7 protein-coding genes and 1 pseudogene are annotated in these 12815 nt (G+C 65.9%); 7 read left to right on the top strand and 1 reads right to left on the bottom strand.

The genetic code is table 11. The features are described from left to right. Window positions 1-78: 78 nt before the first annotated feature. From ACQG3P_RS16505 to ACQG3P_RS16475, 7 genes are all read left to right on the top strand, one after another. Entirely contained in the window at window positions 79-3138 is a 3060-nt protein-coding gene (locus ACQG3P_RS16505) for a TonB-dependent receptor (protein WP_426805653.1), read from the top strand. Between the two features lie 206 nt (window positions 3139-3344). Beyond that, complete coding sequence (locus tag ACQG3P_RS16500; protein ID WP_068853087.1) at window positions 3345-4958, top strand: glucoamylase family protein; 1614 nt, start codon at window positions 3345-3347, stop codon at window positions 4956-4958. A gap of 42 nt (window positions 4959-5000) precedes the next feature. Beyond that, a complete protein-coding gene (locus ACQG3P_RS16495; protein ID WP_426805685.1) occupies window positions 5001-6281 on the top strand; it encodes a sugar ABC transporter substrate-binding protein in 1281 nt (426 codons plus the stop codon). Further along, the gene (locus tag ACQG3P_RS16490; protein WP_068853081.1) at window positions 6278-7159 is read left to right on the top strand and encodes a carbohydrate ABC transporter permease; all 882 of its coding nucleotides are present in this window, start codon (window positions 6278-6280) and stop codon (window positions 7157-7159) included. The genes ACQG3P_RS16495 and ACQG3P_RS16490 overlap by 4 nt, the downstream gene beginning before the upstream one ends. Then, the gene (locus ACQG3P_RS16485) at window positions 7156-7992 is read left to right on the top strand and encodes a carbohydrate ABC transporter permease (protein ID WP_068853078.1); all 837 of its coding nucleotides are present in this window, start codon (window positions 7156-7158) and stop codon (window positions 7990-7992) included. The genes ACQG3P_RS16490 and ACQG3P_RS16485 overlap by 4 nt, the downstream gene beginning before the upstream one ends. Window positions 7993-8039: 47 nt before the next feature. Continuing rightward, window positions 8040-11174 carry a discoidin domain-containing protein gene (locus tag ACQG3P_RS16480; RefSeq protein WP_426805652.1) on the top strand — a complete coding sequence of 1045 codons (3135 nt, stop codon included), beginning with the start codon at window positions 8040-8042 and terminating at the stop codon, window positions 11172-11174. A 23-nt stretch (window positions 11175-11197) separates the two neighbouring features. Next, window positions 11198-12013: an endonuclease/exonuclease/phosphatase family protein gene (locus tag ACQG3P_RS16475; RefSeq protein ID WP_306990447.1), complete on the top strand. Its 816-nt coding sequence runs from the start codon at window positions 11198-11200 to the stop codon at window positions 12011-12013. 102 nt (window positions 12014-12115) lie between these two features. Here the strand turns inward: ACQG3P_RS16475 and ACQG3P_RS16470 are convergent. Beyond that, a pseudogene (locus tag ACQG3P_RS16470) lies at window positions 12116-12815 on the bottom strand (hypothetical protein); the annotation flags it as partial.

The following is a 12815-nucleotide window of genomic DNA, read 5'->3' as shown; positions in this document are numbered from 1 at the left end:
ACGCTGTATCGGTATTTCACGCAATCCAAAAAAAAGACAGGCGGCCGCAACGACGGCTTCCACCACCCGGAGATTTACATGACGTATTCCAATCACCGCACCCGCATGCCGGCCCGCCGCCTGCTGTCGAGCGCACTGGTCAGCTGCCTGTTGCTGGGCGCCGCACCTTCCCTGATGGCCCAGTCGGCCACCTCTTCGCTGCGTGGCCAGGTCGCCCAGGCCGAGGCCGGTACCGAAGTCACCGCCACCAACGTGGCCAGCGGCAGCGTGCGCCGCGCCACCACCCGTGCCGATGGCACCTATTCGCTGATGGGCCTGGACCCGGGCACCTATGACGTGGTGGCCAACGGCCAGACCCAGAAGGTCACCGTGACCGTGGCCTCGACCGCGACGCTGAACTTCAGCGGCGCTCCGGCCAATGGCAGCACCGCCAACGCGACCAACCTCGACACCGTCAACGTGGTTGCTCCGACCCTGCTGCAGGAAGTGCGTACGTCTGAAGTGGGCAAGACGGTGAGCCTGCAGCAGATCCAGACCACCCCGCAGGTGTCGCGCAACTTCCTGGAATTCGCCGACGCGGTGCCGGGCATGATCTTCACCCGCGATGCGAAGGGCAACACCTCGCTGCGCGGCGGTGCCACCAATGCCGACGGCACCAACGTCTACATCGACGGCGTGGGCCAGAAGAGCTACGTCAAGGGCGGCGGCGTGGCCGGCCAGTCCGGCAGCGCCGGCAACCCGTTCCCGCAGCTGGCGATCGGCGAATACAAGGTCATCAGCGGCAACTACAAGGCCGAATACGGCCAGGTCTCCAGCGCGGCAGTGACCGCCGCGACCAAGTCCGGTACCAATGAATTCAAGGGTGAGGCGTTCTACCGCTACACCGACGAAGACATGCGCGCCAAGACCCCGGCCGAGCGCCAGGAAGGCAAGACCAAGGAAGTCTCGGCCGAGAAGGAATACGGCTTCGCCCTGGGCGGCCCGATCGTGCAGGACAAGGCGCACTTCTTCGTGACCTACGAAGCCAAGCGCTTCGACCTGCCGGTGACCATCGCCCCGGAAGGCTCGGTGACCAACCGCGTCGGCCTGCTGCCGGCCGATGCCGCCGCCCAGCTGGGCCCGGCCAGCCAGCCGTTCCAGCAGGACCTGATCTTCGCCAAGATCGACGTGGAGCCGACCGACAACGACCGCATCGAGCTGACCTTCCAGGACCGCGACGAAACCCAGCAGCAGTTCAGTGGGCAGACCGCGCCGTCGCACGGCAAGGAAACCGAGAACACCGACCGTCGCTACGCGCTGCGCTGGAACCACAGCGGTGAGCGGTTCTACAACGAACTGATGCTCACCCACGAAGATTCGTTCAACAACCCGGTGCCGCTGACCATCGGCAACGGTTACGTGTACACCGCACCGGATGGCACCGACGACCGCACCCTGGTGCAGATCGGCGGCGCCTCGGCGCTGGATTCGCAGGTGAAGGGCCAGAAGGGCTGGTCGATCGAAGACAACCTGACCCTGGACGGCATCGAATGGGCCGGCGACCACACCATCAAGATGGGCGCCAAGTACAAGGAAATTGACCTGTACGCATCGGATGCGCAGGAGATCAACCCGCAGTTCACCTATACCTTGGGTGATGCAGACTTCCCGTCGGACATCCCGTACAAGGCGCAGTTCGTGAAGCCGGTCACCGGCGTCACCGGCGTGACCGGTGAAGTGCGTTCCAAGGTGAAGCAGATCGGTCTGTTCATCCAGGACGACTGGCAGGTCAACGACCACCTGCAGCTGAACCTGGGCCTGCGCTGGGATTATGAGAAGAACCCGAGCTACCTGGACTTCGTGACCCCGCCGGAAGTGGTGGCAGCCATCTACAGCCAGGATCCGCGCGGTCCGGCCGGCCAGACCTATGCCGACTCGCTCGCTGCGAGCGGGCTGAACATCAACGACTACATCAGCAACGGCCACAACCGCAAGGCGTTCAAGAATGCCTGGCAGCCGCGCCTGGGCTTCTCGTATGACCTCAACGCCGACGAGCAGCACGTGATCCACGGTGGTGCCGGCCGTTCCTACGATCGCGACCTGTTCGACTACCTGCAGCTGGAAACCACCAAGCTGGCCCTGCCGCAGCCGACCATCTACTTCCGCAACCCGGCCACCGGCGCCTGCCTCAACGGCCAGGCCGCGTGCTACGACTGGGATCCGAACCTGCTCAACGGCATCCAGAACCTGCAGGCCCTGGTCGGTTCGACCAGCAATGCCGGCCTGGAAGTGGACCTGCTCAACAACAACCTGAAGGCACCGTACGCCGACCAGTTCAGCCTGGGCATGTCCAACCAGATCGGCGACTGGCTGACCGACGCCACCGTCGCGCGCACGCTGACCTATGACGGCTTCGCCTTCACCCTGGGCAACCGTTACCCGACCGGCCAGTTCTTCGATGACCCGCGCCTGTGCGGTGGCACCTCGCCGGGCCTGAGCCAGGCGTGGAGCTGCAACATCCCGGGCTTCGGCAGCCTGATCATCGGCCAGCAGGGCATCAAGACCCGTGCCACCCAGGTGCTGCTGTCGGCACAGAAGCCGTTCACCAAGGAAAGCGGCTGGGGCACCTCGATCGCCTACACCTGGACGACCGCGCGCCACAACCGCGACATCAACGAGCATTACGCCTTTGACCGCGGCCTGATCACCGATTACCCGACCATCCGTTCCAACGGTGCACCGCGCCATCGCATCGTGCTGACCGGTTCGTATGCCGGCTTCTGGGACATCACCTTCGGTGGCAAGATCACCCTGGCGACCCCGACCGCGGTGAACGATTGGTACCCGGTGGCACAGTCCAGCGGCTTCGATCTGCCGACCCCGGGCGCTGCGGTGCCGGACGGCAACGGTCGCTTCCTGGTCGGTGGCAAGATCTGGGGCTACCGCTCGGTCGACCTGCAGGCCACGAAGACGTTCAAGATGCCGGGCGACACCGAGCTGTACGCACGTATCGACATCATCAACGTGTTCAACTTCGACAACTTCTCCAACTACAACTACACCAAGTCCAACGGCAAGCTGCTGGCCAGCTACAACGAGACCGGCGATATCGTCGGTACGCCGCGCCAGGTGAAGGCAGAAGTGGGCTTCCGCTTCTGATGAGGGGAATGTGGTGACACCCATGGCGTTTTGACACGCATGGCGTGTCACTACGCCGCAGGCCGGTCCCCCAGCCGTAGAGACACGCCATGCGTGTCCTCGCGGTCTGGGGAGAACCGGCTTTTAATGAACCCAAGCTGTAAACGATTTCACTCCAAGGCCAGCTATGCTGGCCTGAAATTCGAAGATTCCGGAGGGTTGGCACGATGAAGGTACCCCGCGTATTGGCACTGGCAGTACTGGCGGCAGCCGTGGTCGGCTGCAAGCCGCAGGCGCAGGAAACGCCAGCCAAACCCAAGCCGCCGGTCATCCTCGTAGAGGCCGACGTTCCCCCGCGCCCGATGAAACCAGAACTGCCCCCGCTGTTCGACGATATCGAACGCCGCACGTTCCAGTTCTTCTGGGACACCACCAATGAAATCAACGGGCTCAGCCCGGACCGCTATCCGTCGCGCCCGTTCGCCAGCATCGCCTCGGTGGGCTACGCGCTGACCGCGTACCCGATCGGCGTGGAAAACGGCTGGGTCAGCCGTACCCAGGCGGTGGACCGCACGCTGACCACGCTGAAGTTCTTCCGCGACATGCCGATGGGCCCGCAGCGCACCGGTAAGGGCGGCTACAAGGGTTTCTACTACCACTTCCTGGACATGCAGCAGGGCCACCGCTATGACAGCTGGGTGGAACTGTCGAGCGTGGACACCGCATTGCTGATGATGGGCGTGCTGTTCGCCCAGTCGTACTACACCGGCGACGATTCGCGCGAAAAAGAAATCCGCGCCATCGCCGATACGCTGTACAAGCGCGTGGATTGGCCGTGGCTGCAGCAGCGCGCCCCGCTGATCTCGATGGGCTGGTTCCCCGAAAGTGGCTTCATCGACCACGACTGGATGGGCTACAACGAGGCGATGATGGTCTACATCCTCGCGCTGGGTTCGCCCACCCACCCGGTGAGCCCGGATGCGTGGACGGTGTGGACGCGCACCTACGACAACGACTGGGGCGTGTTCCAGGGCCAGGAATACCTGTCCTTCGGCCCGCTGTTCGGCCACCAGTACACCCATGTCTGGATCGACTTCCGCGACATCCAGGACGCGTACATGCGCGAACGCGGCAGCACCTACTTCCTCAACAGCCGCTCGGCTGCCCTGGCCCAGCGCGAGTACGCCATCGCCAACCCGGCGCAGTGGAAGGAGTACGGCGAAAATGTGTGGGGTTTGACCGCCAGCGACGGCCCGCAGAACACCACGCAGGAATTCCGTGGCGAGCAGCGCCAGTTCCGCCACTATTCCTCGCGCGGCGCCGGCCTGCGCGAGAACTTCGACGACGGCACCATCGCCCCGACGGCGGCGATCGCCTCGGTGGTGTTCGCGCCGGAAGAAGTGATCCCGGCTACGCTGGAAATGCACAAGCGCTACGGCGATTACCTGTATTCCAGCTACGGCTTCCTGGATTCGTTCAACCCCAGCTTCAACTTCGACATTCCGCTCAAGACCGGGCGCATCGTGCCGGACCGTGGCTGGGTGGCCAGTGATTACATCGGCATCGACCAAGGCCCGATCCTGACCATGATTGCCAACTACCGCAACGATTTCGTGTGGGACACGATGAAGAACAACCCGCACATCCGTCGCGGCCTGGAGCGCGCCGGTTTCACCGGCGGCTGGCTCACCCCGGAAGGCGAAGACCAGCCGATGGCGCTGGAGAAAGACGAGAAGGCCGCCTCGGCCCGCTCGATGGGCATCGCCGAATCCCGCGCGGCCGCCGCGCAGGAACAGAAGAACAATTCCAATTCGAACCGCAACCAGCCCCAGGGGAAGTAAGCAGTGCCATTGTCGTCGCGCCCCAAGCTGTGGGTGAGTGTTCTGCTGCTGGTTGCCGGCAGCCTGTTGTTGAGTGCCTGCCGGAAGGAACCGGAAGGGGTGACCGTGCGTTTCTGGGCCATGGGCCGCGAAGCGGAAGTGGTCAGCGAACTGATCCGCGAATTCGAAGCCGACAATCCCGGCATCCACGTCGATGTGCAGAACATCCCGTGGACGGCCGCGCATGAAAAGCTGCTCACCGCCTTCGCCGCCGACGGCCTGCCGGATGTGTGCCAGCTGGGCAACACCTGGATTCCCGAGTTCGCCGAACTCAACACGCTGACCCCGTTGGCGCCGTTCGTGGCCCAATCCAGGGTGGTCGACCCGGCCGATTACTTCCAAGGCATCTGGGATACCAACGTCATCAACGGCGAGCTGGTCGGGGTGCCGTGGTACGTCGATACGCGCCTGCTGTACTACCGCAAGGACCTGCTGGCCAAGGCCGGCTTCGACCACCCGCCCCGCACCTGGGACGAGTGGAACACCATGATGGCGGCGATCAAGAAGATGCAGGGTCCGGACCGCTACGCGGTGCTGATGCCGATCAACGAGTTCGAGCAGCAGCTGTCCTTCGCCCTCCAGCAGCCCGACCCGCTGCTGCGCGACCACGATACCCGCGGCAACTTCCGCAGCCCCGGCTTCCGCCGCACGTTGGCGTTCTACGAGAACATGTTCGCCCAGGGCTGGGCGCCGCGCATGTCCGAAACCCAGATCTCCAACGTGTGGGATGAGTTCTTCAAGGGCTTCAACGTGTTCTACCTGTCCGGCCCCTGGAACATCCGCGAGTTCAAGAAGCTGCAGCCGAAGGAACTGGAAGGCAAGTGGGGCACCGCCGCACTGCCGGGCCCGGACGGCCCCGGCGCCGGCATCGCCGGCGGCACCAGCCTGGTGATCTTCCGCGGCTCGCAGCAGAAGGAAGCGTCGTGGAAGCTGATCGAGTTCCTGTCGCGCCCGGACATCCAGCAGCGCTTCCATTCCATCATCGGTGACCTGCCGCCACGGCGCAGCACCTGGGAACACCCCTCGCTGGCCAACGACCCGCTGGCGCAGCCGTTCCGCGACCAGCTCGAACGGGTGCGGCCGACCCCGAAGGTGCTGGAGTGGGAACGTATCGTGCAGGAAATGCGCATCGTCACCGAACAGGTGGTACGCGGTGGGCTGGATCAGGATGTAGCCGTGAATCGATTGGATGACCGCGTGGACAAGGTACTGGCCAAGCGCCGCTGGATGCATGAGCAGCGTACCCAGGCCGAACAGGACGCCGCGCCGGAGGTGCTGCCATGAAGCAGCGTTCGCTTGCCGGCTGGATCTTCGCCGGCCCCTCGCTGCTGGTGATCGGGGTGTTCTTCGGCCTGCCGGTGTTCTCGGCGCTGGCGCTGAGCATCACCGACTTCGACCTGTACGCGCTCGCCGATGGCGGCAACCTGCGCTTCGTGGGCCTGGGCAACTACATCGACCTGCTGCAGACCCCGATGTTCTGGAAGTCGCTGTGGAACACCACGTACTTCGTGGTGGTCGGCGTGCCGATGTCCATCGGCGTGTCGCTCGGCGCGGCGATGCTGCTCAACGCCCCGGCCGCGCGCTTCAAGGCGCTGTTCCGCACCGCGCTGTTCGCCCCGGTGGTGACCACGCTGGTGGCGGTGGCGGTGATCTGGCGCTACCTGTTCCATACCAGCTACGGGCTGGTGAATTACGGCCTTGGCCATCTGGGGATCAGCCCGATCGACTGGCTGGGCGACCCGAACTGGGCCATGCCCACCATCATGCTGTTCGCGGTGTGGAAGAACTTCGGCTACAACATGGTGATCTTCCTGGCCGGCCTGCAGGCGATCCCGCATGACCTGTACGAGGCCGCGCGCATCGATGGCGCCTCGCGCTGGAAACAGTTCCTGCACATCACCCTGCCGATGCTCGGCCCGGTGTTGCTGGTAGTGGGCGTGATCACCGTGTCCGGCTATTTCCAGCTGTTCGCCGAACCCTACGTGATGACCCGCGGCGACCCACTGCAGAGCACCGTGAGCGTGCTGTACTTCATGTTCGAGGAAGGCTTCAAGTGGTGGAACCTGGGCCGTGCGTCGGCCGTGGCGTTCCTGCTGTTCCTGATCATCCTGGCGGTAACCAGCCTGATGCTGCGTTTCGGCCGCAAGAGGCAGTTGGTATGAGTCGTGAGATTGGCCAGTCGCGCTGGCATGCGTGGTGGGTGAACGGCGGGTTGCTGGTGCTGGCCGCGGTCAGCCTGGCGCCGCTGCTGTGGATGCTGTCGGTGTCGTTCATGCCGACCGGCGAAGCGGCGCATTTCCCGCCGCCGCTGCTGCCCTCGTCGGTGACCACCAACAACTACCACGAGCTGTTTGCCCGCACCGGCATGGCCAACAACTTCGTCAACAGCCTGTTCGTCTCGCTGGCGATCACGCTGGGCTCGCTGCTGCTCAACACGATGGCCGGCTATGCGTTCGCCAAGCTGCGCTTCGTCGGCCGCGAGCGGATCTTCCAGGTGCTGCTGGCCGCGCTGGTGATCCCGGCGCAGGTGGCCATGCTGCCGCTGTTCCTGCTGATGAAACAGCTGGGCCTGGTCAACAGCTTCGGCGGGGTGATCGTGCCGGCGCTGGCCAGCGTGTTCGGCATCTTCCTGGTGCGCCAGTACGCGCGGTCGATTCCCGATGAGCTGCTGGAAGCGGCGCGTATCGACGGGGCAGGGGAGCTGCGCATCTTCTTCCAGATCGTGCTGCCGATGCTCAAGCCGGTGCTGGTGACCCTGTCGATCTTCACCTTCATGGGCGCCTGGAACGATTTCATGTGGCCGCTGATCGTGTTGACCGACCAGGAGCACTACACTTTGCCGGTTGCCCTGGCCACGTTGTCGCGCGAACACATCATGGACGTTGAAATGATGATGGCCGGCGCGGTGGTCACGGTGGTTCCGGTGCTGGCACTGTTCCTGGTGCTGCAGCGCTACTACATCCAAGGTCTGCTGCTGGGGAGTGTGAAAGGGTGAAGCGTGCCGTCGTCGCGGGGGTTCTGGGTCTGGGTCTGGTGTGGTCGATGGCGGCGCCTGCCGCGCCCCCGGCAGTGCCGGCGGCGCCCAAGGTCCTGGACAGCTTCGACGACATGTCGCCCTGGAAGCTGGTGGTGTCCGACCAGGTCAGCGGCTCGCTGCGCAGCGTGGCCGGCGCCAACGGCGGCCGCGCGCTGTGCGTGGACTACGACTTCCACGAAGTCTCCGGCTACGTGGCGATCCGCCGCGAGCTGCCCATCACCTGGCCGGACAACTACCAGGTCGGCTTCCAGCTGCGCGGCGATTCGCCCGGCAATGACCTGCAGTTCAAGCTGATCGATGCCAGCGGCGACAACGTGTGGTGGGTCAATCGGCCCGGCTACGCCTTCCCCAAGACCTGGACGCCGGTGCAGTACCGCCAGCGCCAGATCGAGAAGGCCTGGGGCCCGGACGCGGACAAGACCCTGCGTAAAAGCGCGGCAGTGGAGTTCACGATCTACAGCAAGGTCGGCGGGCGCGGCACGGTCTGCTTCGACCGGCTCACCCTGCAGGCACTGCCGCCGGCCGATACCTCGGCGCTGGCGCCGTCGGTGATCGCCGATACCGCCACCGCGCTGCAGAGCCGTATTGCCGATGGCAAGCCGGACACGGTGTGGATCAGCGGTGGCGTGCCCGACCAGACCATCAGCCTGGACCTGCACAACGTGCGCGAGTTTGGCGGTGCGGTGATCCAGTGGGTGCCCGGCCTGGAAGCTACCCGCTACGTGGTGCGTGCCTCCGCCGATGGCCGGGACTGGCGCACCCTGCGCGAGATCACCGCCGGCGGTGGCGGCGAGCGCGACTGGCTGGCACTGCCCGATACCGAGGCGCGCTACCTGCGCTTCGACCTGCAGCACGGCAGCAGCTGGCGGTACGGCATCCGCGATATCGCGATCAAGCCACTGGATTTCGCTGCTACGCCGAACGAATTCGTTGAATCGGTCGGCGCCGACCTGACCCGTGGCTTCGTGCCGCGCGGCTTCAGCGGTGAACAGCCGTACTGGACCCTGCTCGGGCTGGACGGCGGCCGCGAACAGGCGCTGATCGGCGAAGACGGTGCACTGGAAGTGGCCAAGGCCAGCTTCAGCGTGGAGCCGTTCGTGGTGGTCGACAAGAAGGTGCTGAGCTGGGCCGATGTGGAGGCAAAGCAGTCGCTGCAGGACGATTACCTGCCCATTGCCAGCGTCGACTGGGCCCACCCCAAGGCCGCCTTGAAGGTGACCGGCTTCGTTCAGGGCAGCCCGGACAAGGCACAGATGGTAGGCCGCTACACGCTGCACAACCCGGACAAGGTGGCGCACGACTACACCCTGGCCCTGGCCGTGCGGCCGTGGCAGGTGAATCCGCCGCGGCAGTTCCTCAATACCGTGGGCGGCGTGAGCCGGATCGACACGCTGGAGTTCGAGCCGGGCCAGGTCGAGGTCAACGGCAAGCCGCGCGTGTACCCGGTGCAGGCGCCGGACGCGGCCTTCGCGAGCCCGTTCGACGGCAAGCTGGAGGTCACCCACCTGGCCAGTGGCAACCTGCCCACCGCCACCGAAGTGCGCGATGCCACCGGGCTGGCCTCGGGCGCGCTGCTGTACCGCTGGCGGCTGGAGCCGGGGCAGAGCAGGGAGGTGGCCATCGTGCTGCCGCAGACCGGCGCGTGGACCACCCCGAAGGACTTCGACGCCAACAAGGCCCAGCAGCAGGTGGCCTCGATGTGGCGCACCAAGCTGGACCAGGTGGCGCTGCAGGTGCCAGCGGCGGGCAAGCCGCTGGCCGATACGCTGCGCACCGCACTGGCGCACATGCTGATCTCCCGGATCGGGCCAAGCCTGCAGCCGGGCACGCGCTCGTACTCGCGCAGCTGGATCCGCGATGGCGCGATGATTTCCGAAGGCCTGCTGCGCATGGGCCGCAGCGATGCGGTGCGTGAGTACGTGAACTGGTACGCGCCGTACCAGTTCGACAACGGCAAGGTGCCGTGCTGCGTCGACCCGCGCGGCGCCGACCCGGTGCCGGAAAACGACAGCCACGGCGAACTGATCTTCAACATCGCCGAGTACTGGCGCTACACCGGTGACAGCACCTTCCTGGAACTGATGTGGCCGCACGTGCAGGGCGCCTACCAGTACATGGAACAGCTGCGCCTGAGCGAACGCACCGAGGAAAACCGCGCGCGCAACCCGGCCTTCTTCGGGATGATGCCGGTGTCGATCAGCCATGAAGGCTATTCGGCCAAGCCCATGCATTCGTACTGGGACAACTTCTGGGCGCTGCGCGGTTACAAGGATGCGGCGATCATCGCCTCCACGCTGGGCAAGATGGAGGCGATGCAGATCGCCGGATCGCGCGACCAGTTCCGTGACGACCTGCAGGCCTCGCTGCTGGCGGCCACGGCCCTGCACAAGATCGATTTCCTGCCCGGTTCGGCCGAGCTGGGTGATTTCGACGCGACCTCCACCACCATCGCGCTGGCCCCGGGCGGCGAACAGGGCCGCCTGCCGCAGCCGTACCTGGACAACACCTTCGAGCGCTACTGGAAGCAGTTCGAGGAACGCCGCGACGGCAAGCGCGAATGGAAGGACTACACCCCCTACGAGTGGCGCAATGTGGCCGCATTCGTGCGCCTGGGCTGGCGCGACCGCGCCTGGCAGGCCACCGAGTTCTTCTTCAAGGACCGCGCGCCGCAGGCCTGGAACCAGTGGGCCGAAGTGGTCTCGCACACGCCGCGCAAGCCGTTCTTCGTCGGCGACCTGCCGCATGCGTGGGTGGCGTCGGACTTCGTGCGCTCGGCGCTGGACATGTTCGCCTACAACCGCGACGTGGACGACAGCCTGGTGCTGGCCGCCGGCGTGCCCAGCCGCTGGCTGGACGGCGCCGGGGTCGGGGTGAAGGGGCTGCGCACGCCGAATGGACAGCTGAGCTACACACTGGCCCGCAGCGACCGGCAGCTCACGCTGCAGATCGCGTCCGGGCTGCTGGTGCCGCAGGGCGGGGTGATCCTGCCGTGGCCGTTCAGTGGCGAACCGGGGGATACCACCATCAACGGCGAGCCGGCGCAGTGGCTCAACGGCGAGCTGCGCATCACCCAGGTGCCGGCCAAGGTGGAAGTGCAGATCCCGGCCTCGGTGCGGCGCGCCGAACGCAAGGCGCCGTGACCGCCGCGGTCGCGCGCCCCGGCATGCTTGGCGTGCTGCTGGCCGTTGCGCTGGCGGCATTGCCGGCGCGCGCGGCCGAGCCGGTGGAGCAGGGCATGAGCCTGGTGACCTTCAACCTGCACCACGACCGGGAAGACTGGCCGCAGCGGCGCAAGGTGATCCTGCGTGAGCTGCAGGCGCTGCAGCCCGACGCGATCGCGCTGCAGGAGGTGATCCAGAAGCCGCATGTGCGCAACCAGGCCGCCTGGCTGGCGCGCAGGCTCGGCTATGACTATCAGTTCGTGTCCACCGATCCGCCGGGGCGATTGAAGCGCTACGGCAATGCGCTGCTGACCCGGCGCCCGGTGCTGGCGCGCGGTGAACGATTGCTGGCGCCGCTGACCGACTACCGCACCGTGGCGCACCTGCGTATCGATGTGGAAGGGCAGCCAGTGAATGTCTATGCCACCCATCTCAACGAACGTTCGGATGAGCGCGGCAGCCGCATCCGTGCCGAGCAGGTGGCCGACCTGTTGACGTTCATCGCGACCACGTCGGGCGATGCGCCGGTGGTGATCGCGGGGGATTTCAATGCGCTGGTGGATGCGAGTGATCTGAGTGCGCTGCGCCAGCGTTATGGCGACAGCTACGGCAGCGTGCACGTGAACAACGAACTGGCGCAGATCAGTACGTTGAACCGGCATTACTACGATGCGCCCTCGCGCATCGACCACATCTTTTTCCAGCAGGACAAGCTGCTGGCCCGCGAAGCGCGGCTGCTGTTCGACCAGCCCTACGCCGAAGGGCGCTGGGCGTCGGACCATTACGGGGTGTGGACCCGCCTGCAGTTCGCACCGTGAGGCAGGCAGCCACGCAGGGCGTGGCGCTACGTGATCCGGATCCAAAAAGAGACAGCGGCCCGAAGGCCGCTGTCTTTTTTTTACCTTGCCGCTGGAACCGGATCAGGCCTTGTCGGTCTTTTCCGGGTCCTGCTTGTCGGCATCGTCGGCCTTGGCGACATCGGTCGGGATGTCTTCGCGGGCTTCGGCGTGCGCGGCCTGGGCGGCGGCGTCGGTCGGTGCGGCGTCGCTGGCGGCGCTGCCGAACAGCTGGCCGTTCTGCACCGCCGGTGCAACGGCTGCCGATTCCGCGCGTGCCACCGGTGCCGGGGCAGCCGGCGCGGCCGGAACGGCGTCCACTGCGTCCAGCATGCTGGTCTGCACCGGACGACCGACTTCGGTCGGGCCCTTGTGCTCTACAACCGGCGCGCTGGTGCTGGCTTCGGCGGCCTTCGGGGTCTCGACGGCGACGGGTGCGGTCGGGGCCGGGGTCACCGGGGCCGGCGTCACGACGGGCGTTTCAATCGGCTTCGGCGCTTCGGTCACGACCGGGGCTTCGACTGCCTTCGGCGCTTCGGTCACGACTGGAGCTTCAACAGCCTTCGGCGCTTCAGCGGCGACCGGCGCTTCTACCGCTTTCGGCGCTTCGGTCACGACCGGGGCTTCAACAGTCTTCGGCGCTTCGGTCACGACCGGGGCGACCGGGGCTTCAACCGCCTTCGGTGCTTCCGCCACCACCGGCTTCTCAGCCTCCGGCGCCTTGGCGACCGGTGCCGAGGCCGGCATCGGCGATTCCACGAACGGCACGCGGTCGGTGTAGGAA

The sequence above is a fragment of the Stenotrophomonas sp. SrG genome (assembly GCF_050031795.1).
GTDB lineage: Bacteria > Pseudomonadota > Gammaproteobacteria > Xanthomonadales > Xanthomonadaceae > Stenotrophomonas > Stenotrophomonas rhizophila_A.
The sequence above is the reverse complement of the archived record's forward strand: the minus strand, read 5'-3'. Positions and strand labels throughout refer to the sequence as shown.